The organism is Plantibacter flavus (genome assembly GCF_051487245.1).
Classification (GTDB): Bacteria; Actinomycetota; Actinomycetes; order Actinomycetales; family Microbacteriaceae; genus Plantibacter; species Plantibacter flavus_B.
On sequence record NZ_JAHVDH010000001.1, the window covers coordinates 174,211 to 195,836 of the forward strand.

Annotated in this window: 20 protein-coding genes; 13 read left to right on the forward strand and 7 right to left on the reverse strand. The window is 68.3% G+C overall.

The annotated features are described in order from the left end of the window. Nucleotides 1-36: 36 nt before the first annotated feature. On the forward strand, nt 37-324 hold the full coding sequence (locus tag KXS11_RS00780; RefSeq protein WP_437383556.1) for a DUF1905 domain-containing protein: 288 nt from the start codon (nt 37-39) through the stop codon (nt 322-324). Between the two features lie 49 nt (nt 325-373). Next, nucleotides 374-943 carry an NUDIX hydrolase family protein gene (locus KXS11_RS00785; protein WP_437383557.1) on the forward strand — a complete coding sequence of 190 codons (570 nt, stop codon included), beginning with the start codon at nt 374-376 and terminating at the stop codon, nt 941-943. A 40-nt stretch (nt 944-983) separates the two neighbouring features. Here the strand turns inward: KXS11_RS00785 and KXS11_RS00790 are convergent, their stop codons facing one another. Further along, complete coding sequence (locus KXS11_RS00790) at nt 984-1,478, reverse strand: N-acetyltransferase family protein (RefSeq protein WP_437383558.1); 495 nt, start codon at nt 1,476-1,478, stop codon at nt 984-986. A gap of 112 nt (nt 1,479-1,590) precedes the next feature. On the opposite strand from KXS11_RS00790, the gene KXS11_RS00795 reads away from it, so the two are divergent. Then, nucleotides 1,591-2,532: a hypothetical protein gene (locus KXS11_RS00795; RefSeq protein ID WP_437383559.1), complete on the forward strand. Its 942-nt coding sequence runs from the start codon at nt 1,591-1,593 to the stop codon at nt 2,530-2,532. Continuing rightward, complete coding sequence (locus tag KXS11_RS00800; RefSeq protein WP_437383560.1) at nt 2,529-3,455, forward strand: hypothetical protein; 927 nt, start codon at nt 2,529-2,531, stop codon at nt 3,453-3,455. The genes KXS11_RS00795 and KXS11_RS00800 overlap by 4 nt, the downstream gene beginning before the upstream one ends. A 68-nt stretch (nt 3,456-3,523) precedes the next feature. Here KXS11_RS00800 and KXS11_RS00805 read toward each other — a convergent pair whose 3' ends face one another. Continuing rightward, nucleotides 3,524-5,146 carry a DEAD/DEAH box helicase gene (locus tag KXS11_RS00805; protein WP_437383561.1) on the reverse strand — a complete coding sequence of 541 codons (1,623 nt, stop codon included), beginning with the start codon at nt 5,144-5,146 and terminating at the stop codon, nt 3,524-3,526. Between the two features lie 320 nt (nt 5,147-5,466). After that, nucleotides 5,467-5,991, reverse strand: a complete 525-nt coding sequence (locus KXS11_RS00810; RefSeq protein ID WP_437383562.1) for a hypothetical protein — start codon at nt 5,989-5,991, stop codon at nt 5,467-5,469. A 73-nt stretch (nt 5,992-6,064) separates the two neighbouring features. Here KXS11_RS00810 and KXS11_RS00815 point away from each other — a divergent pair, with 73 nt between their 5' ends. From KXS11_RS00815 to KXS11_RS00830, 4 genes are all read left to right on the forward strand, one after another. Next, nucleotides 6,065-6,538 (forward strand): EVE domain-containing protein, encoded by a 474-nt coding sequence (locus KXS11_RS00815; protein ID WP_437383563.1) that lies wholly within the window; start codon nt 6,065-6,067, stop codon nt 6,536-6,538. 203 nt (nt 6,539-6,741) lie between these two features. Continuing rightward, nucleotides 6,742-7,392 (forward strand): 2-phosphosulfolactate phosphatase, encoded by a 651-nt coding sequence (locus tag KXS11_RS00820; RefSeq protein ID WP_437383564.1) that lies wholly within the window; start codon nt 6,742-6,744, stop codon nt 7,390-7,392. A 9-nt stretch (nt 7,393-7,401) separates the two neighbouring features. Continuing rightward, a complete protein-coding gene (locus KXS11_RS00825; RefSeq protein ID WP_437383565.1) occupies nt 7,402-7,704 on the forward strand; it encodes a DUF427 domain-containing protein in 303 nt (100 codons plus the stop codon). Further along, entirely contained in the window at nt 7,704-8,207 is a 504-nt protein-coding gene (locus tag KXS11_RS00830) for a DinB family protein (protein ID WP_437383566.1), read from the forward strand. Before KXS11_RS00825 ends, KXS11_RS00830 begins: the two co-directional genes overlap by 1 nt. Nucleotides 8,208-8,268: 61 nt before the next feature. Here KXS11_RS00830 and KXS11_RS00835 read toward each other — a convergent pair whose 3' ends face one another. From KXS11_RS00835 to KXS11_RS00850, 4 genes are all read right to left on the reverse strand, one after another. Beyond that, complete coding sequence (locus KXS11_RS00835) at nt 8,269-8,826, reverse strand: DUF1697 domain-containing protein (RefSeq protein WP_437383567.1); 558 nt, start codon at nt 8,824-8,826, stop codon at nt 8,269-8,271. After that, nucleotides 8,823-9,353 (reverse strand): SprT-like domain-containing protein, encoded by a 531-nt coding sequence (locus KXS11_RS00840; protein WP_437383568.1) that lies wholly within the window; start codon nt 9,351-9,353, stop codon nt 8,823-8,825. Before KXS11_RS00840 ends, KXS11_RS00835 begins: the two co-directional genes overlap by 4 nt. Nucleotides 9,354-9,423: 70 nt before the next feature. Beyond that, entirely contained in the window at nt 9,424-10,647 is a 1,224-nt protein-coding gene (locus tag KXS11_RS00845; protein ID WP_437383569.1) for a PQQ-dependent sugar dehydrogenase, read from the reverse strand. 2 nt (nt 10,648-10,649) lie between these two features. Beyond that, complete coding sequence (locus KXS11_RS00850) at nt 10,650-11,504, reverse strand: spermidine synthase (protein WP_437383570.1); 855 nt, start codon at nt 11,502-11,504, stop codon at nt 10,650-10,652. 102 nt (nt 11,505-11,606) lie between these two features. On the opposite strand from KXS11_RS00850, the gene KXS11_RS00855 reads away from it, so the two are divergent. From KXS11_RS00855 to KXS11_RS00875, 5 genes are all read left to right on the forward strand, one after another. Next, nucleotides 11,607-12,416 carry a LamB/YcsF family protein gene (locus KXS11_RS00855; protein ID WP_437384116.1) on the forward strand — a complete coding sequence of 270 codons (810 nt, stop codon included), beginning with the start codon at nt 11,607-11,609 and terminating at the stop codon, nt 12,414-12,416. Further along, nucleotides 12,413-13,066: a 5-oxoprolinase subunit B family protein gene (locus KXS11_RS00860; protein WP_437383571.1), complete on the forward strand. Its 654-nt coding sequence runs from the start codon at nt 12,413-12,415 to the stop codon at nt 13,064-13,066. Before KXS11_RS00855 ends, KXS11_RS00860 begins: the two co-directional genes overlap by 4 nt. Further along, nucleotides 13,063-13,932: a biotin-dependent carboxyltransferase family protein gene (locus KXS11_RS00865; protein ID WP_437383572.1), complete on the forward strand. Its 870-nt coding sequence runs from the start codon at nt 13,063-13,065 to the stop codon at nt 13,930-13,932. Before KXS11_RS00860 ends, KXS11_RS00865 begins: the two co-directional genes overlap by 4 nt. Nucleotides 13,933-14,170: 238 nt before the next feature. Further along, nucleotides 14,171-17,662, forward strand: a complete 3,492-nt coding sequence (gene rpoB, locus KXS11_RS00870) for a DNA-directed RNA polymerase subunit beta (protein WP_437383573.1) — start codon at nt 14,171-14,173, stop codon at nt 17,660-17,662. 45 nt (nt 17,663-17,707) lie between these two features. After that, on the forward strand, nt 17,708-21,589 hold the full coding sequence (locus tag KXS11_RS00875; RefSeq protein WP_437383574.1) for a DNA-directed RNA polymerase subunit beta': 3,882 nt from the start codon (nt 17,708-17,710) through the stop codon (nt 21,587-21,589). Nucleotides 21,590-21,626: the final 37 nt, after the last annotated feature.

Sequence of the window (21,626 nt, forward strand, 5' to 3'; positions counted from 1 at the left end):
GCTGACACGAGTGCCCGGTGCGGCTACCGTGGCCGCATGGACCTGCGATTCCGTGGAGCGGTCTGGTACTGGCGCGGACCAGCCCCGTTCCACTTCGTCACCGTGCCGCCCGAGGAGAGCGAGCAGATCGCACAGGTCGCGCCGCTCGTGACCTACGGCTGGGGCATGATCCCCGTCACGGTGCGGATCGGCTCGACCTCGACGACGACGTCGCTGTGGCCCAAGGACGGCGGCTACATCGTTCCGATCAAGAAACTCGTGCAGGTGGCGGAGGGCCTCGACGTGGACGACGTCGTCACCGTCGAGCTGCGCCTCGCCGTCTGAATCGCCTCAGCCTGAACCGGCGGTCGGCCCGATGCGCTAAGAAAGAACCATGAGCGTTCGCACCCCAGACCCCGAGCCTTCGCCCGATCTGCCCGGCAACACGAATCCGGGCTGGCTGTCGGACGTGGAGCTCGAGGAGATCCGCCGGCGCCTGCCACTCCTGTACGTCGAGGCGGTCCCCGTGCGGGTCGACGGCTTCGGTGTCGTGACCGAGGTCGGTGTGCTGCTGCGCGCGACGGCCCTCGGCGAGATGACGCGCACGCTCGTCTCCGGTCGGGTCATGTACGGCGAGACGATCCGCGACGCCCTCTTCCGGCACCTCGAGAAGGACCTCGGTCCGATGGCGTTCCCGCTGCTGCCGGCGTCGCCCGTGCCGTTCCAGGTGGCGGAGTACTTCCCGCTGCCCGGCCTCTCGCCCTACTCCGACGACCGCCAGCACGCCGTCGCACTCGCCTACGTCGTTCCCGTGAGCGGCACCTGCGAGCCGCGTCAGGACGCCCTCGAACTCACCTGGATGACCCCGGAGGAAGCCTCCTCCGACGCTGTCTCGGCCGAGATGGAGGGTGGCCGCGGCACCCTGCTCCGCGCCGCCCTCGCCTCGGTCGGCCGCCTGCGATAGCACGTCCGACAGGCGCAGGGACCGGCCCCGGCCGCCTGCGTCAGCGGGTGAGGCGCACCTCGTCGATGGTCTCGCCGAGGAACGGCTCGGTGCGCGCGGCGCCATCCGGACGGAATCCGTTGCGCTCGTAGAAGCGGTGTGCGCGGGGGTTGTCCGCCGCGACCCACAGGTACGCGGACTGGTCGTCGGGGATCGCCGCGTCGAAGAGCTGCTGGCCGATGCCCGTCCCGTGCCACGCGTCGAGCAGGTAGACGAAGTACAGCTCGCGCTCGCGGGGCATGTCCTCGTCGCGGCCCGGACCGGAACCGGAGAAGCCGACGATCTCGCCGTCGACGAGTGCGGCGAAGTGCGTGTACTCGGGGCCCTGGGCGGCCCAGTGGGTCCACAGCTCGGCCATGCGGCGAGGCGACAGCTTCGCGAGCGTCGCGGAGCTGATGAGGTGGTCGTAGGTCTCGTGCCAGCACGTGGCGTGGACGCGACCCAGGGACTCGGCATCGACATCGCGGATCGGGCGGACGACTGCATTGGCGTTCATGGTGGAACCGTATCCCGCGCAGGCCCGTCCAGGAAATCGGCCGCGGGATCGGGAGTGGCGTGAGTTATCCACACCCCGGTTATCTCGTCGTCTGATGTGAAAACATTTCACCGTGAAGAGTCTCAGGAACATCTCGCCCAGGTCCACCCGTCCTCGCCAAGCCGCCGCCATCAGCGCGTTCTTCTGCTGCCTTGCGGTCGTCTGGACGCTGGCGGCCCCGCCACCACCCGCCGCGGCGGCCAGCGTCGCGTCGGGCACGCATCTCGTCCAGTGCACGAGCGGCAACTTCCGCGGTGAAGCCCGTGTCCGCACGGTGTTCAACGGCGCCGACAGCTGGCATCCGTCTGCGAACAGCTGGACCGTGGCCGTCGAAAGCTATCGCATCTCGCGGTTGAACGGCCAGAGCGGCGGTAACAAGGCAAACCTCAACATGCGGTCGGTCACCCACACCGACGGAGGTTCGTCCACCTCGCAGTGGGATGTCAGCCCGGACAATCTCCGGCAGACGTCGACGTGGACGCCTCTCGAGTCCGTCGCTGTCACCACCCGAGTGGCTCTCGCCAACACCAGATGGCTCGACGCGGAACTGCAGTTCATCTTCGACAAGAGTGGGTCGGATCCGCGCTGCACCGTGAAGTTGGGTGCGGCAGCCGGTGGAACGCTCAGCGGGGTCGTCGAGACGCCGAATGCCATCGACTACGAGAATCCGCTCACGTACTGCATCGCGCTGACCGGCGGGCTCCGCTGCATCATCTCGCAGAACGTCACCACCTCGAGCAGGGTGGAGGTCGCGGGCGGCGTCCGGATCGGCTGGGTCACCGCGAGCCTCGCGAGGTCGTGGGAGGAATCGACCTCGGTCAGCATCGTGTGCACCTCGCCCGAGCTCCAGGCCGGTCAACGCTATTACGCATACCCCACAGGCACGAAGTACCGTTTCCGAACCGGGACGACGTTCTTCGGAGAATCCCTGAATGCCGCTGACGGAAGCGCGTTCCAGGTCGATGGGGGCGTCGCTTGCTCCACCGTCACGCCGGAGCAGGGGCGAGCACTGTGAGCCGCGCCCGACCGTGGTCCCGTGGGATCGCGTTCACCCTCGCCATCGCTTCCCTCGCCATCGTGTCGGCGACGGTCGTGTCCACGCCGCCCGCGCGCGCGGCTGTCGTCAGCTCATCCGGTCTGCGCACGGTCTCGTGCACCCAGGGCAACTTCCGAGGTGAGGCGCAGATCCGACCGACCTTCACCGGGACGAACAGCTGGAGTGGTTCTGGCAACACCTGGCACGCACGCGTCGAGAGCTACCGCATCACCCGGCTGAATGGGCAGAGTGGCGGGAACAAGGCGAACGCCGACGTCGCCACACATCAGGTCTCGAACGGTACACCGAAGTACTCGGCTCTCAAGTACAGCCCCGACAACCTGCGGCAAGACGGTCAATGGCATTCGTTGTCATCCCAGTCCTACACACTGCCGATCGTGATGCTCGACACGTCGTACCTCGAGGCGAGCGTTCGCTTCGTCTTCGACAAGAGTGGGAGCGATCCGCAGTGCACGGCACGGGTAGGCTTGCCCGCCGGCGGACTCGTCGACGGCATCGTCGCGCAGCGTCACGCTGTCGGCTACACGGACCCGATCGCGTACTGCAAGGTGGACACTCCGGGTCAGCGATGCACCATCACGAAGACGGACACCAAGTCCAGCACGGTGGAGGTCTCAGCCGGCGTCTCCGTCGGGTGGGTCACGGGCAGACTCACACATTCGTGGACGAATTCGGCGTCCGTCAGTGTCGGGTGCTGGTCCCAGGAACTGGAAGCGGGCCAGTCGTTCTACGCATATCCCACAGGAACGAGGTACACGTTCCGAACCGCAACGACGTTCTTCGGTGAGGCGCTGAATCCGACATCCGGGACCGCGTTCGAGGTCGACGGCGGTGTCGCCTGCTCGGTGATCACACCAGAGCAGGGCCGCGCGCTGTCCTGACGCCGGACACCACGACGAAACGCCGCCCGACACACGTGTCGGACGGCGTTTCGTCGTGGTTCTGGGTGCTACGAGTTGCTGCTGGACGCGCGACGGTTCGTGCGGGGACGCGCGGACTCGGCGGGAGCGCCGGAGTTCGAGGCGTAACCGGTGCTGTAGTGCGTGCGGCTTCCGCCTGCAGCTGCACCGGCACCGCCGGAGCGACCGCCGCCGGAACGACCTGCACCGGAGCGCTGGCCACCCTGACCGCCGTTGCCGCCGGAGCCACCGGCGGGACGACCGCCACGACGACCGCCGCCGCCCTGGCCGCCTTCGCGCTGGCCGCCCTGACCGCCTTCACGCGAGCCGCCGCGGGCGCCGTCGCGGTCGCGGTGACCGTTGCCGAGGCCGTTGCCGTCACGGGCCGCACGCTTGCGCTGGGCGTTCGCGCCCTGCGAGCGTCCGCCGCCACCCTGCTGCTGCACGGCCGCACGAGGCGCCGGCTTCACATACGCGGCGACCTCGCCGACGAGCGCGACGACCGCGGGAGAGGTCGCGGTGACCGTCTGCGGCGTCACGGTGATCTCCGCCTTGCGGAGGAGTTTCTTGAGGTCGTCCATCTGACCGGGGATCGCGATGGTGACGACGTCGCCCTCGCTGCCAGCCCGTGCCGTGCGGCCCGAGCGGTGCAGGTACGCCTTGTGCTCGGTCGGCGGGTCGACGTGGATGACGAGCTCGACGTTGTCGACGTGCACACCGCGAGCGGCGACGTCGGTGGCGACGAGCACCTTCACATCACCGGCGCCGAAGGCGGCGAGGTTGCGGTCGCGGGCCACCTGCGACAGGTTGCCGTGCAGGTCGACGGCGGGGATACCGGAGTCGGTGAGCTGCTTCGCGAGCTTCTTGGCGTGGTGCTTCGTGCGCATGAAGAGGATGCGGCGACCGGTGCCCGACGCGAGCGCCTGGACGAGGTCCTTCTTCGAGTCGACGGAGGCGGTCGTGAAGACGTGGTGCGTCATCGCGGCGACGGGCGAGTTGGCCTCGTCCACCGAGTGGAGCACCTCGTTCTGCAGGAACTTGCGGACGAGCTTGTCCACGCCGTTGTCGAGCGTCGCGGAGAACAGCAGGCGCTGTCCGCCACGAGGCGTCTTGTCGAGGATGCGCGTGACGACCGGCAGGAAGCCGAGGTCGGCCATGTGGTCTGCCTCGTCGAGGACGGTGATCTCCACGGCGTCGAGGTTCACGAAGCCCTGCTTCATGAGGTCTTCGAGGCGTCCGGGGCAGGCGATGACGATGTCGACGCCGGCCTTGAGGGCCTCTTCCTGGCGCTTCTGCGAGACGCCGCCGAAGATGGTGGTGGTCTTCAGCGAGTACGCGTCGGCGAGGGGCTGCATGACTGCCGCGATCTGCGTGGCGAGCTCACGGGTCGGCGCGAGCACGAGGCCGAGCGGACGGCCGGGACGACGCTTGCCACCGGAGAGCGCGCCGCCGAGGCGGGCCACCATCGGGATGCTGAACGCGAGGGTCTTGCCGGAGCCGGTCTTCCCGCGGCCGAGGACGTCGCGTCCGCCGAGGGTGTCCGGGAGGGTGTCGATCTGGATGGGGAAGGCGCTCGTCTTGCCGTCCTTCGCGAGGGCGGTGACGAGGGGCGCGGGAACACCGAGGGCGTCGAAGGTGACGGTGGCCTCAGTGGTGGGGGTTGCTTCGGTCATGCGGTGTGTGTCTCTTTCAGGCACGGCCACCTGCTTCGATGACGGCTGCCGGGCGCAGTGGTGCTGTGGTGGCGGGCACGGCCTGAGTGGTCACGGTGGTGACACGGCGTGCTTCCGTCGGCGTCGTCGCTGGTGGGAAGTGGCGAAGGCGCAGGTCGCGCATCCGTTCGCCGTATGAAGTGTCATCGACCCTGGAACAGGGGAGAGAGGGAGCGTTCTACGACGCAAGCGAGTGCCGCACCAGGTGGTGCGGATGCCCGCAAGTACCCTCATGCTAGCGCATCAGGCGGGGAAACGGCTGTGGAGGGTGTGTCGAGGGCTCAGAGCGCGCCCTCGGCCGTCGCCCCGACCTCGTCCTCGTCGGCACCCGGCAGGGGCGGGTCGAACGCCCAGGTCGGTGCGAGTGACTTGATCCGCGCACCCCGCCACTGCCACGTCGCCCAGAGCGGATACCAGTACAGCGGGGCGATGGCGCCGCTGATGACCAGTCGGTCGCGGTAGAGGGTCTTCGTCGGGTCGCGCTTGTCGCGGGACACCGCCATCTGGTGGTCCCAGCCGGCGAGTTTGCTGAGGGGACCGCTGATCGGGTCGCCCTGGTCGTGGAGGATGCGGGTGCCGTCGCGCCGCTCGATGAACTCGAGGTCGATGACCTGGTCGCCGATCGGGATCGCACCTGCGGCCTTGACACGGACCCGGTGGGCACCCGGCTCCCAGATCGTCGGGAAGCCGCCGGCGTCGAGGGCGTCGAGGCCCATGACCGGGCTGTACAACTCGCGGAGCACTGCGGGGGAGCGGAGCGCCCGCCAGGCCACATCGACGTCGCAGTCCAGGACGAGTTTCAGCATCACGCGCATGCCTCAGTGTCGCATGCGCGGCGTGGACGCGGCAGGGGTCGCGTGGGTAGGGAAGACTGTGCGTATGGCGATCAGGTACTGGCTCGGCGTGATCCAGCGCGACCACGTGGTCCTCGGTGTCCGCCAGGGGTTCGTCCAGGTGAACCATGGGCAGCGCGGCGGGCTCGATCAGATGCGGGAGTCGGACGGGATCGTCTACTACTCGCCGCGCGTCAGCACACCGGACGGTGAACCGCTCAAAGCGTTCACCGCGATCGGTCGGATCGCTGACGACACGATCTACCAGGCGGCTGTCCCACGTCCCGACGGTGCTGACTGGAAGCCGTGGCGTCGCCGTGTCGACTGGTTCCCCGACGCGGTCGAGACGCCGATCCGTCCGATGCTCGCGCTCCTCGACTTCACGAGCTTCACTCGGAACTGGGGCGTGCAGCTGCGTCGCGGACTCCTCGAACTCAACCGGCACGACTTCGAACTCATCCGTGAACAGATGCGGCCGCCGCACCCCGACGACCGTCGCTTCCCCTCTCCCTCACGCTGATCCTCCGTGCTGCCAGCGCGATGCGCTGGACCGGCAGCGGGTCACCGCCGCGAGCGCGGCCCTCCGGAGGCCCGCGCTCGCGCCAATGCCCCGCGCTCGGCCCGGCTTGGCCTGGCCTGGCCTGCCCGCGCTCGCGTGAGCGCCAGGTGTCGCGCAACGCAACACTCGCGGAGTGCACGCGCGCGTCTGGATACGATGAAGACGTGACCACCGCACCCACCGCGCAGCCGCCCGTCCACCCGCCGTTCGCGCAGACGAAGTACCAGGTCCGGTTCGACTGGGGCGTCACCGGTGCCGGCCGTATCGACGCGGCAGACGTCGCGGTCGTCGTCGACGTCCTCCATGCGACCACCTCGCTCGAGCAGCGGGTGTCCGCCGGTGATCGAGTGGCGCTCGCCGACATCGACGAACGCGGCGAGACGGCGCAGATCGCGGAACTGCTCGCAGGCACCGGGGCGACCGTGGTCGCAGGCTGCCTCCGCAACCGCTCGGCCGTCGCCGACTGGGTCATCGCGAAGCAGGCAGAGCTCGGTCGACGGACGAGCATCGTCGTGATCGCCGTCGGTGAGCTCGACGACGCGGCCGAGACGCGGTTCGCCGTCGAGGACCTCTTCGGGGCCGGTGCGGTCATCGAGGCACTCGGTCTCCGCGGGATCGACTTCACCTCACCTGAGGCGGCCGCTGCGGCAGCGGCGTACGAAGGGCTCCGCAACGGCGTCGGCCACCTGTTGTCAGCCTCGTCCACCGCCCAGCAGCTCGCCCAAGCGGGGAGCCCGCAGCATGTGCAGACGGCACGGGAGGTCGACGTGTCAAGCGTCGTCCCCGTCCTGGACGGCGGGGTCTTCCGAGCGTAGTCTCGGCGCATGCGCGCACTCCTCGGAACCACCGTCCTCGCCGAAGCACCCGAAGCAGAGCTGGTCAAGATCGAGGGCAACTGGTACTTCCCGCCCTCCAGTCTCAACCGTGAGCTGTTCGTCGAGTCCAACACCCCGTACACCTGCCCGTGGAAGGGCGAGGCCCAGTACTGGAACGCGAAGGTCGGCGACGAGGTCACGACCGACGTCGCCTGGTCCTACCCGAACCCCTATCCCACGGCGTTCGACCGTGTGGGCAAGGACTTCGCCGGATACGTCGCGTTCGGGAACGAGGTCGAGGTCGGCGCCTGATGGCCGACTGGGCTGACCGGCCGCAACCGCCCGAGCGTGGTGGCGAGCGGGAGACGATCGAGGGCTTCCTGGACTTCCAGCGGGCCTCCATCGTGTGGAAGGCGCGCGGTCTGAGCGACGAGCTCGCTGCGAAGCCGTTGCTGGCGAGCATCACGACGGTGTCGGGCATCATCCGGCACCTCGCCGATGTCGAGCGCAGCTGGTTCCGGACGGACATGGACGGTGAGGTCGACGTCCCGGCCCGCTGGACGGAGGAGGACCCCGACGGTGAGTGGCGGGTGAGCGCCGCCGACAGCCTCGACGGCATCATCGCCGACTACGAGGCCGCCTGCCAGGAATCGCGCGACGTCGCGGCCCGCTACGACCTCGACGACGTGTGCCGGGGGAACGGGCAGCGCTTCACGCTCCGCTGGATCGAGTTGCACATGACCGAGGAGACGGCTCGCCATCTCGGTCACATCGACATCCTCCGAGAGCTCCTCGACGGCCGAACCGGCGAGTGACGTTCCCTGGGCCAGCGCACCGCGCTGGCCAACGGTCGGTTCAGGCAGGACAGGCGGCGGGTCAGGGGAGGAGCTTGCGGAGGGTCCGCAGGTTTCGCGTGGTGACGTGGGGTTTGAATCGAGCCTTCGCGGACTGCTTGGCGAACGCCGTGTCGACGCTCGAGCCCTTCGGGACCTCCCAGTAGAGGACGGCGTCGCCTGCAGCCACCCGGTCGGGCTCATCGTGCAGGCCGTGGGCGTAGGCCAGCAGCTCGTCGAGCGACGACTGCTCGGAGGAGAACATGACGTACGGCTGCAGCTCCGCTTCCTCCGACCACGGGTAGGCGTCGACGATCTCGGAGAGCGCACGCTGGGTGGTCAAGACGATCCACGCCTCGTAGCCGAACGCGGAACCGAGCGCCTGCTCGATGCGCCCCTTCAGCGCGGAACGGTCGGCCCTCGACGCCGTCGCGGGAGCGAGCTCGGGATCGGCGAACACGACGTTCCCGCTCGCGAGGACCGTCCGCACCTCGGTGAGCCCGAGAGCCCGGAACGCGGCGGCGAGCTCCGACGAACGGATGGTGATCCCGCCGACGTTCACACCCCGGAGCAGGGCGACCCAGCGTCCGTCCTCACTCACGAGCCGACCGCAGCGCCGCCGCCGACCGGACCGCTGCCGTCGAACGCAGCCGCCCGCCGGCGCATGGCCGGGGTGACCTCGCGGTGTATCCAGCTGAGGACGAAGCGCTGGTCGAAGGAGCGCGAGCACTTGCCGCACGAGGTGGTGCGACTCGGCCGACGGTGCCGGTACAGCACGTGACCTGACGGGCAGGTGCCGACCCAGGGTGCCAGCTCGTCGGCCGTCTGCCCGTCGTGGAGGCGCGAACCCTCGTATCCGAGGTCAGCGGCGATGCGTCGCCACTTGGGCCCGTGGCCTGCCCGCGACCCCGCGAGTGCGTGGGCGACCTCGTGCAGGAGGATCTGGTGGATCTCGTCGTCGTCGTACCGGGCGGCCAGGTAGCGCGAGACCGTGATGCGCTTCGTCGTGAAGTTGCAGAGCCCTGCTCGCCGCTTCGCGTTGTCGAAGCCGAAGCTCCACACCGCCGGATCGAGGTGCAGCACGATGAGCGCCTGTGCCCATGCGGTGACCCGGCTGAGTTCTGCCATGACGCGATGGTACCCCCGGCCACCGACAATCCCCGGTGCCCCCGCAGCGCGCCGGAGGTCGAGCATCCGCTCAGCGAGGCGGCAGCGGCGCGACCGGCAGTTCCACGATGCGGTCGTCGTCGGCGCCCGGTGTGCCTCGGCCGTCGGTGTTGTTCGTGAGGATCCACACGGTCCCCGGCGGCCCGGCGATCACGTCTCGGATGCGCCCGAACACTCCGACGAGGTATGGCACGGCGTCGATGGTGTCGACGAGTGCGCTGCTGCCGGCCGGGACGTGCACCCCGTCCGTGATGCCGTAGAGGCGCTCGCCGCGGAGGGAGGCCATGAAGATCGTGTCGTCGACGATCGCGAGGCCGCTCGGGCTGGCGTCGTCGGTCGTCCACTGCGCCACGGGGTCGATCATGCCGGGGAGGCCCGCGATGCCCTCGGCGACCGGCCAGCCGTAGTTCCCGCCGGCCTCGATGCGGTTGAGTTCGTCCCAGGTGTCCTGTCCGAATTCGCTCGCCCAGAGTCCACCATCGCGATCCCAGGCGATCCCCTGAGGGTTCCGGTGTCCGAAGGAGTACACGACCGAACCGGGGAACGGGTTGTCGGCGGGCACGGCGCCCTCGGGCGTCATGCGGAGGATCTTGCCACCGAGGCTGTCGCCGCGCTGCGCGAGTGTCCGCTCTCCGGCATCACCGGCGGTCGCGTACAGCAGGCCGTCGGGACCGAACGCGATGCGGCCGCCGTTGTGGTTCCCGGCTCGGGGGATGCCGGTGAGGACGTCCTCGAGCGGCCCGAGGGCGTATGAGCCGGGGCCGCCGGTGAGTGGGAAGCGCACGATCCGGTTGTCGGTGGCCGTCGTGAGGTAGGCGTACAGCCAGGCCTCGCCGACCGTCGCCTCATCCGGTGTCAGCACCGCGATGCCGAGGAGCCCGCCTTCACCGCCTGCGGCGACACCCGGCACGACGCCGAGCTGTCGGACGACGCCGCCGCTCACGACCTCGATCACGTCCCCAGCGTCGCGCTGGCTCACGAGTGTGCTCCCGGAATCGAGGCGCACCATCGACCACGGCGCGTCGAGTCCGGTGGCGACGGTGGTCGACGCGCCTGTCGGTGCGACCGGACCGACCGTGCCGGCGGGTGAAGCAGCGGGGCTCCGGGGCGGCGACGGCGAGACGGTCGCCGTCGTGAGCGTGTTCGGTGACGCGTCCGTGCAGGACGCGAGGAGGAGCGCCGCGAGCACGGACAGTGCCGAGCCGGTCAGGCGCGCACGCAGGCCGCGTCTCATCGTTGCCTGCGTGGTCGTCATGGTCAGCCCTTGGTCTGGAAGATGCCCTGGCCGGGGTTCGGGGACGGCACCGCGGTGTCGTCGGTCACCACCTGGGCGCCGGCGACGAACGCGCGGAGCTCCTGGCCGGCGACGGCCTTCGCGGGGTGCGGGCCCGCGGCGAGGAGCCGGGGGAGGAAGTCGAGTGGCAACGGGGTGTTCGAGCCGACGAGGACGACGTTGCCGAACCGACGACCCTTGAGGATCTGTGTCTCCGCGAGCGCGGCGACGTGCGCGACCGAGGCTGCGAGCGTCGCCGCCTGGCCGCGCGCGAAGGCCAGGCCGCGACCGTCCGCGACGTTCACGACGATGATCCCGGTCGGCGACAGCAGCTCCACCGCCGAAGCGTAGAACTCGGTGCTCGTGACATGCGCTGGCGTGTTCGCGCCGCTGAAGATGTCGACGACGACGAGGTCGACGGTCCCGCGGAGTCCGGGCGGCAGCTTCGCCACGATCTCCCGGGCATCGCCGTAGCGCACGCGGATCTGGGCGCGCTTCGACCACGGCAGGTGTTCGCGGACGAGGTCGATGAGTTCGCGTTCGAGTTCGACGACCTGCTGACGGGAACCGGGCCGCGTCGCCTCGACGTAGCGCGGAAGCGTCAGTGCGCCGGCGCCGAGGTGCACGGCGGTGATCGGCTGACCGGGATCGCCGATCTCGTCGATGATGTGCCCGATGCGCTGGACGTACTCGAAGAACAGTTCGTCGGGGGCGTCGAGGTTCACATGCGACTGGGGGGTGCCGTCGACGACGAGCTGATACGTGCCCGGCACGAAGCGGTCGGCCTCGATCTTCGCCAGGTACCCGCTGACCCCGAGTCGTACCTGTGCCTCGTCCATGCCCCCAGCCTAGACTTCCCGAGGCGGGACAAGCCCGCGCAGGCGCCGTGGTGGCTGCCGGGCCACAGCCTGACGACAGTCGGAGGACGGGACGTGATCGTGATGGACGCTGCGGCGGACGGCGCCGTCCGGGTCGACCTCAACAGCGACCTCGGCGAGGTGTGGCGAGGGACGCCGATGGCCGATGACGATGCGATGTTCGGCATCGTCACGAGCGCGAACGTCGCGTGCGGGTTCCACGCGGGCGACGCTGCGTCGATGCGCACCGCCGTGCGCCGAGCCGCCGAGAACGGGGTGTCCCTCGGTGCGCATCCCTCCTACCGTGATGAGGAGGGCTTCGGTCGTCGTGCCCGCGACGTCGACTCCGACGAGCTCGAAGCCGACGTCCTCGAGCAGGTGCTCGCGCTCCAGGCGGCGGTGACGGAGCTCGCACAGGCTGGCGGACGGACGGCACCGGTCGCCTATGTGAAGCCGCACGGCGCCCTCTACAACCGCATCGCCGTCGACGCCGTGCAGGCGGGCGCGGTGGTGCGTGCGGTGCTCGAGGCATCCGGACGCATCGGGCGAGAGCTGCCGATCCTCGGACTCGCGGGGACCGTGGTCGAGGAGCGCACCCGTGCTGCCGGTCTCCGCTTCGTCTCCGAGGCCTTCGTCGATCGCGCGTATCGGAGGGACGGCTCGCTCGTGCCGCGCGGCGAGCCTGGATCGGTCGTCGACGACCGGGCGCAGGCGGTCGAGCGGGCCGTCCGGATGGTCACCGGGCACCAGGTCGTCGCCGTCGACGGTACGGTCCTCGACCTCGCACCGGACTCCCTGTGCGTCCACGGCGACACCGCGGGAGCGGTCCAGCTCGCCGGAGCCGTGCGAGCGGCGCTGATCGACGCCGGCGTCCGACTCGCACCACCGTGGTGAGCGGCCGCCAGGGCGCAGTGCTCCGTCCGATGGGGGAGCACGCCGTCCTCCTCGAACTCGCCTCCCTCGACGAGGTGCTGCGCGTCCACCGGGCGCTCGACGAGTCCAGGCCGCGCGGCCTCGTCGACCTCGTGCCAGCAGCTGCCACCGTGCTCGCGGTCTCCGGCCCGGACGGGCCTGCACTCGCCGCCATCGGTTCATGGCTGCTCACGACGGCGGAACAGGTGCTCGCAGCACACGCAGAGGCCCCGCCTGTGGCGTCGGACGACGACGTCGTGATCCCCGTGCGATACGACGGTCAAGACCTCGACGACACCGCGGAGCTCCTCGGCCTCGGGGTCGACGCGCTCGTCGCCCTCCACACCTCGTCCGTGTGGACGGTCGGCTTCAGCGGCTTCGCCCCGGGCTTCGGCTACCTCGTCACCGACCACGAACGCCTCGTCGTGCCGCGCCTGCGTGTGCCGCGCACGGTCGTCCCGGCCGGCTCAGTGGCGCTCGCCGGAGCGTTCAGCGGCGTGTACCCGCGTGCGTCGCCGGGTGGATGGCGGCTCATCGGCACCACGGACGCCGTCCTGTGGGACGCCGCTGCCGAACGACCCGCCCTCCTCGCCCCTGGCCTCCGGGTCCGCTTCGAGGCGGTCGCCGGATGATGGGCGGTGGCCTGCTCGTGCTCACGGCGGGGCCCGCGACGACGATCCAGGACCTCGGCCGCCCGGGCTCCGCGGCGATCGGGGTCAGCCCGTCCGGGACGCTCGACCGGGGTGCGCTGCGGCTGGCCAACCGCCTCGTCGGCAACCCGGAGTCGCGGGCGGGACTCGAGATCGTGCTCGGGGGCTTCGCCGCCGTCCCGGAGGTCGACCTGTGGATCGCTGTGACCGGTGCGTGGGGGACGATCACGGTGGACGGCCGCGTGGTCGACGGCCATCGAGCCGTGCTGGTACCCGCCGGAGCCACGATCGAGATCGGCCAGGCGTGCAGCGGCCTCCGCTACCTCCTCGCAGTGCGCGGCGGGCTGGACGCCCCGGTCCTCCTCGGCTCGCGCGCCACCGACACGCTCTCGGGGCTCGGCCCGGCTGCCGTCGCCGACGGGGACCTGCTCACCGTGCTGCCGACGCCCCGGCGGCGGGTGCCGGCCCTCGACATCTTCCCGTGGACGCCGCCGAGCGCCGCCGAGCAGGTTGTGGCGATCACGCCGGGACCCCGGGTCGATTGGTTCGACGAGACCTCGCGCCGGCGGTTCCTCGAGGAGCCGTGGACGGTCTCCGCCGACAGTGACCGGATCGGCATGCGCCTGGTCGGCGAACCCCTCCTTCGCGTGGACGGGGCGCGGGAGCTGCCGAGCGAGGGCATGGTCGCCGGCGCCGTGCAGGTGCCGCCGAGCGGGCTGCCCACGATCCTCCTCGCAGACCACCCGGTCACCGGCGGCTACCCCGTGATCGCGGTCGTCCGGACGGCAGCGCTCGACCGGTTGGCGCAGATGCGGCCTGGGCAGCGGCTGCGATTCGGTCGGATCTGACGGGAAGATCCGAGACCGACGCGTGGTTATACCGGAAAGTTGAAAACTCGTCAAGGAAAGACTGGACACGGCGCGTCCTCCGGCATATAGTTGTTCTTTGCGCTCCCAGAATCTCTATGCCTTCATATTGCGGTCGGCTGGTGTGTGCGGGTCCAACCCGCCACGTACTCCTTTCTGGTGAGTAACTCCACTGACGACCAGTAACTCGGCCCCCAACAGGCCTCCGGAGGTTATCCCCTTGGCTGCTGCGCGCAACGCAACCACCAACTCACCCAAGAACGGCCGCGGAGCATCCCGCCTCTCGTTCGCGAAGATCACCGACACGCTGACGGTTCCAGACCTCCTGGCTCTGCAGACCGAAAGCTTCGACTGGCTGGTCGGCAACGACGTGTGGAAGGCACGCGTCGCAGAAGCCACCCAGGCCGGCCGACAGGACCTGCCCACGAAGAGCGGCCTCGACGAGATCTTCGAGGAGATCTCACCCATCGAGGACCTCGGCGAGACGATGCAGCTGTCCTTCGCCAACCCGTACCTCGAGCCCGAGAAGTACTCGATCGACGAGTGCAAGGAGCGCGGCAAGACGTACGCGGCCCCGCTCTACGTCGAGGCCGAGTTCATGAACCACCTCACCGGTGAGATCAAGACGCAGACGGTCTTCATGGGCGACTTCCCGCTCATGACCGAGCGCGGTACCTTCATCATCAACGGCACCGAGCGTGTCGTCGTCTCGCAGCTCGTCCGCAGCCCGGGCGTGTACTTCGAGTCGGCTCAGGAGAAGACCTCCGACAAGGACATCTTCTCCGCTCGCGTCATCCCGAGCCGCGGTGCCTGGCTCGAGTTCGAGATCGACAAGCGCGACCAGGTCGGTGTCCGCATCGACCGCAAGCGCAAGCAGTCCGTCACCGTGTTCCTCAAGGCACTCGGCATGACGAGCGAGGAGATCCTCGAGGAGTTCAAGGGCTACGAGTCGATCGAGCTCACCCTCGAGAAGGACACGATCCTCACGAAGGAAGATGCGCTCCGCGACATCTACCGCAAGCTCCGTCCGGGCGAGCAGGTCGCTGCCGAGGCTGCGCGTGCGCTCCTCGACAACTTCTACTTCAACTCCAAGCGCTACGACCTCGCGAAGGTCGGCCGCTACAAGATCAACAACAAGCTCGGCCTCGACAAGCCGCTGAACGACTCGGTCCTGACCGTCGACGACATCGTCGCCACGATCAAGTACCTCGTCGCGCTGCACCGTGGCACCACCACCCTCCCGGGTGTGCGCAACGGCAAGCCCGTCGACCTCCGTCTCGACACGGACGACATCGACAACTTCGGCAACCGTCGTATCCGCGCCGTCGGCGAGCTCATCCAAAACCAGGTCCGCACCGGTCTGTCCCGCATGGAGCGCGTCGTCCGCGAGCGCATGACCACGCAGGACATCGAGGCGATCACGCCGCAGACCCTGATTAACGTGCGTCCCGTCGTCGCCGCGATCAAGGAGTTCTTCGGAACCTCGCAGCTGTCGCAGTTCATGGACCAGAACAACCCGCTCGCGGGTCTGACCCACAAGCGTCGTCTGTCGGCGCTCGGCCCCGGTGGTCTGTCGCGTGAGCGTGCAGGCGTCGAGGTGCGAGACGTCCACCCCTCGCACTACGGCCGCATGTGCCCGATCGAGACCCCGGAAGGCCCGAACATCGGCCTGATCGGTTCGCTCGCATCGTTCGCGCGGATCAACTCGTTCGGGTTCATCGAGACCCCGTACCGTCGCGTCGTCGACGGCCGGGTCACCGAGGACATCGACTACCTCACGGCGATGGAAGAGGACAACTACATCGTCGCGCAGGCCAACGCTCCGCTGAAGAGCGACGGCCACTTCCAGGAGGACCGCGTCCTCGCTCGGAAGAAGGGCGGCGAGGTCGACCTGATCCCCGCCGAGGAGATCGGCTACATGGACGTCTCCCCGCGCCAGATGGTGTCGGTCGCGACGTCGCTCATCCCGTTCCTCGAGCACGACGACGCGAACCGCGCACTCATGGGTGCGAACATGCAGCGTCAGGCCGTCCCGCTCCTCATGTCGGACTCGCCGCTCGTCGGTACCGGCATGGAGGGCTATGCAGCCATCGACGCCGGTGACGTGGTCACGGCCGACAAGGCCGGCGTCGTGCAGGAGGTGTCGGCAGAGTCCGTCACCGTCCAGCTCGACGAGGGCGGCACGCAGACCTACTACCTGCGCAAGTTCGACCGCTCCAACCAGGGCACGAGCTACAACAACCGCGTCATCGTCTCCGAGGGCGAGCGCATCGAGGCCGGCGAGGTCATCGCAGACGGCCCCGCCACGGAGAACGGCGAGCTCGCGCTCGGCAAGAACCTCCTCGTCGCCTTCATGACGTGGGAGGGTCACAACTTCGAGGACGCGATCATCCTCAGCCAGAACCTGGTGAAGGACGACGTCCTCTCCTCGATCCACATCGAGGAGTACGAGGTCGACGCGCGCGACACCAAGCTCGGCAAGGAGGAGATCACCCGCGATCTCCCGAACGTCAGCCCGGAGCTGCTCAAGGACCTCGACGAGCGCGGCATCATCCGCATCGGTGCCGAGGTCCGCCCCGGCGACATCCTCGTCGGCAAGGTCACGCCGAAGGGTGAGACCGAGCTCTCCGCCGAGGAGCGCCTGCTCCGCGCGATCTTCAACGAGAAGAGCCGCGAAGTGCGCGACACCTCGCTGAAGGTTCCCCACGGTGAAGCCGGCACGATCATCGCCGTCAAGGTGTTCGACGCACAGGACGGCGACGACGAGCTCGGCTCAGGCGTCAACCAGCGTGTGGTCGTCTACATCGCCCAGAAGCGCAAGATCACCGAGGGCGACAAGCTCGCCGGCCGTCACGGCAACAAGGGTGTCATCGCGAAGATCCTGCCCGTCGAGGACATGCCGTTCCTCGAGGACGGCACGCCGGTCGACGTCATCCTCAACCCGCTCGGTATCCCCGGTCGAATGAACTTCGGTCAGGTCCTGGAGATCCACCTCGGTTGGATCGCCAAGCAGGGCTGGAACGTCGAGGGCAAGCCCAGCTGGGCCAAGAAGCTCCCGGCTGCCGCGCACTCGGCTGAGCCGAACACCAAGGTCGCGACCCCGGTGTTCGACGGCGCCTCCGAGGAGGAGATCGCCGGTCTGCTCGACTCGACCACGGTCACGCGCGACGGCGACCGCCTCATCGGGTCCTCCGGTAAGGCACGTCTGTTCGACGGCCGCTCCGGCGAGCCGTTCCCGGCGCCCGTCTCGGTCGGCTACATGTACATCCTCAAGCTGCACCACCTGGTGGACGACAAGATCCACGCGCGTTCGACGGGTCCGTACTCGATGATCACGCAGCAGCCGCTCGGTGGTAAGGCTCAGTTCGGTGGACAGCGCTTCGGTGAGATGGAGGTGTGGGCCCTCGAGGCCTACGGTGCGGCATACGCCCTCCAGGAACTCCTCACGATCAAGTCCGACGACATCCTCGGCCGCGTCAAGGTGTACGAGGCGATCGTCAAGGGCGAGAACATCCAGGAGCCGGGCATCCCCGAGAGCTTCAAGGTGCTCATCAAGGAAATGCAGTCGCTGTGCTTGAACGTCGAGGTCCTCTCGGCCGACGGCACCGCGGTGAGCCTGCGCGACACCGACGACGACGCGTTCCGCGCCGCCGAGGAGCTCGGGATCAACATTTCCTCCAGGTTCGAGTCGTCGTCGATCGACGAGATCTAAGCCTGACCACTGTAGAGACTGACGAAACCTTTCATAGGAGATACATTGCTCGACGTCACAACTTTTGACGAGCTTCGCATTGGTCTGGCCACCGCAGACGACATCCGTGCCTGGTCGCACGGAGAGGTCAAGAAGCCCGAGACCATCAACTACCGCACCCTCAAGCCCGAGAAGGACGGTCTGTTCGGTGAGCAGATCTTCGGTCCATCGCGGGACTGGGAGTGTGCCTGCGGCAAGTACAAGCGTGTCCGCTTCAAGGGCATCGTGTGCGAGCGCTGCGGTGTCGAGGTCACGAAGTCGTCGGTGCGCCGTGAGCGCATGGGCCACATCGAACTCGCCGCCCCGGTCACGCACATCTGGTACTTCAAGGGTGTCCCCTCGCGCCTCGGCTACCTGCTGGACATGGCGCCCAAGGACCTCGAGAAGGTCATCTACTTCGCGGCCTACATGGTCATCGACGTGGACGAGGACGCACGCCACCAGGACATGCCCGGCCTTGAGAACGAGCTCCGCCTCGAGATCAAGACGCTCGGCGACCAGCGCGACTCGCGCATCGCAGACCGCCTGAAGAAGCTCGAGGACGACCTCGTCGCCCTCGAAGAGGAAGGCGCGAAGAGCGAGCAGAAGCGTCGCACCAAGGACGCCGCTGAGAAGGAGATGAGCCAGACCCGCAAGTCCTACGACGAGCAGATCGCTCACCTCGAGCGCGTCTGGGAGGACTTCCGCAACCTCAAGGTCGGCGACCTGAAGCCCGAGGACTCCGTGTTCCACGAGCTGCAGGACCGCTTCGGCCTGTACTTCGAGGCCTACATGGGTGCCGAGGCGGTCAAGAAGCGCCTCGAGTCCTTCGACCTCGCCGCCGAGTCCGAGCTGCTCCACCACCAGATCGCGGAGGGCAAGGGTCAGAAGAAGATCCGCGCCATCAAGCGTCTGCGCGTGGTCAACTCGTTCCTCATCACCGGCAACTCGCCGGCCGCGATGGTGCTCGACGTGGTCCCCGTGATCCCGCCGGAACTCCGCCCGATGGTGCAGCTCGACGGTGGCCGCTTCGCGACCTCCGACCTCAACGACCTCTACCGTCGTGTGATCAACCGCAACAACCGTCTGCGTCGTCTGCTCGACCTCGGTGCTCCCGAGATCATCGTCAACAACGAGAAGCGGATGCTGCAGGAGGCCGTCGACGCACTGTTCGACAACGGTCGTCGTGGTCGCCCCGTCACGGGTACCGGCAACCGGGCTCTGAAGTCCCTCAGCGACATGCTGAAGGGAAAGCAGGGTCGTTTCCGCCAGAACCTGCTCGGAAAGCGCGTCGACTACTCCGGCCGTTCGGTCATCATCGTCGGCCCGCAGCTGAAGCTGCACCAGTGTGGTCTGCCCAAGCAGATGGCGCTGGAACTCTTCAAGCCGTTCGTCATCAAGCGCCTGATCGACCTGAGCCACGCTCAGAACATCAAGGCCGCGAAGCGCATGGTCGAGCGCAGCCGCCCCGAGGTCTGGGACGTGCTCGAGGAGATCATCCGTGAGCGCCCCGTGCTGCTGAACCGTGCACCAACCCTGCACCGTCTCGGCATCCAGGCGTTCGAGCCTCAGCTCGTCGAGGGCAAGGCCATCCAGCTGCACCCGCTCGTGTGTGCTGCGTTCAACGCAGACTTCGACGGCGACCAGATGGCTGTCCACCTGCCGCTGTCCGTCGAGGCCCAGGCCGAGGCGCGCATCCTGATGCTCGCGTCGAACAACATCCTGAAGCCCTCCGACGGTCGCCCGGTCACCCTGCCCACGCAGGACATGATCATCGGCCTCCACCACCTCACCACCCTCAAGGAGGGTGTCGAGGGTGAGGGTCGTGCCTTCTCCTCCGTCGCCGAGGCGATCCTCGCGAAGGACCAGGGCACGCTCGACCTCAACGCCAAGGTGCGCATCCGTCTCCACGACGTGACGTTCGCCGAGGGTACGGGTCCCGAGGGCTACGAGGGTTCCGGCGTCGCGCTGGTCTCGACCACGCTCGGTCGCGCACTCTTCAACGAGGCGCTGCCGGCGGACTACCCCTACGTCGAGGACGTGGCGGACAAGGGCAAGCTGTCCTCGATCGTCAACGACCTCGCGGAGCGGTACCCGAAGACGGTCGTGGCCGCCACGCTCGACAACATCAAGGACGCCGGTTTCCACTGGGCGACCCGTTCCGGTGTGACCGTCGCGCTCAGCGACGTCCTCACGCCGCCGAACAAGCGCGAGATCGTCGCCGGCTACGAGAAGCAGGCCGCGAAGGTCCAGGGCCAGTTCGACAAGGGTCTGACCACGGACGCCGAGCGTCGCCAGGAGCTCATCAAGATCTGGACGGAGGCCACCGAGAAGGTTGCAGAGGCCATGCGTGCGAACTTCCCGGCGGACAACACCATCAACCGCATGGTGTCCTCGGGTGCTCGTGGTAACTGGCTGCAGATCCGCAACATCGCGGGTATGCGAGGCCTGGTGAACAACCCGAAGGGTGAGATCATCCCTCGCCCGATCATCTCGTCCTACCGCGAGGGCCTGTCGGTCGCCGAGTACTTCATCGCGACCCACGGTGCCCGTAAGGGTCTGGCCGACACCGCTCTGCGTACCGCAGACTCCGGGTACCTCACGCGTCGTCTCGTCGACGTCTCGCAGGATGTCATCATCCGCGAAGACGACTGCGGCACGACCAAGGGTCTCGAGCTCGCGATCGCGAACGTCGACAGCTCTGGCGAGCTCGTGCGCGACCCGAACGTGGAGAACTCCGTGTTCGCCCGTTCGCTCGCTGCCGCCGCGGTGAACCCGCAGGGCACCGTCGTGGCCGAGGCCGGTGAGGACGTCGGTGACGTGCTCATCGACAAGCTCGTCTCCGCGGGCGTCGAGAACATCAAGGTGCGCTCGGTCCTCACCTGCGAGTCCACCGTCGGTGTGTGTGCAGCCTGCTACGGCCGCTCGCTCGCCACGGGCAAGCTCGTCGACATCGGCGAGGCCGTCGGCATCATCGCGGCCCAGTCGATCGGTGAGCCCGGTACCCAGCTGACGATGCGTACCTTCCACACCGGTGGTTCCGCGTCTGCAGACGACATCACGCAGGGTCTTCCCCGCGTGCAGGAGCTGTTCGAGGCCCGTACCCCCAAGGGTGCGACCCCGATCGCCGAGGCCGCCGGTCGCATCACGATCGACGAGAACGACAAGGCTCGCAAGGTCATCCTGACGCCGGACAACGGCGACGAGCCGGTCATCTACCCGGTGCTGAAGCGTGCGGTCCTCCTCGTCGAGGACGGTCAGCACGTGGAGCTCGGTCAGAAGATCCACGTCGGTGCTGTCGACCCGAAGGAGGTCCTGCGCGTGCAGGGTGTCCGTGAGGTTCAGAAGCACCTCGTCGGCGGCGTCCAGGGCGTCTACCGCTCGCAGGGTGTCCCGATCCACGACAAGCACATCGAGGTCATCGTGCGCCAGATGCTGCGGAAGGTGACCGTCGTCGACCACGGCGACACCGACCTGCTGCCCGGCGAGCTCGTCGACCGCCTGCGCTACGCCGAGCTCAACCGCTCGGCCGTGTCGGAGGGTCGTCGCACCGCGTCTGCTCGCCAGGAGGTCATGGGTATCACCAAGGCGTCCCTCGCGACCGAGTCGTGGCTGTCGGCCGCTTCCTTCCAGGAGACCACGCGTGTGCTCACGCAGGCCGCCATGGAAGGCAAGAGCGACCCGCTGGTCGGCCTCAAGGAGAACGTCATCATCGGTAAGCTCATCCCGGCCGGTACCGGCCTGGCGCGCTACCGCAACGTGACGGTCGAGGCGACCGAGGAGGCGAAGGCGGAGCGTTACCCGAACCGCATCTTCGGTGAGGACGGCGCGTTCAACGAGTCCGACCTGAGCTTCGTCGACTTCGACAGCTTCAGCTCCGACGACTTCACCCCCGGGAACTACAACTAGGGCTGAACGACTCACCCGGAAGGCCCGTCCTGCACAC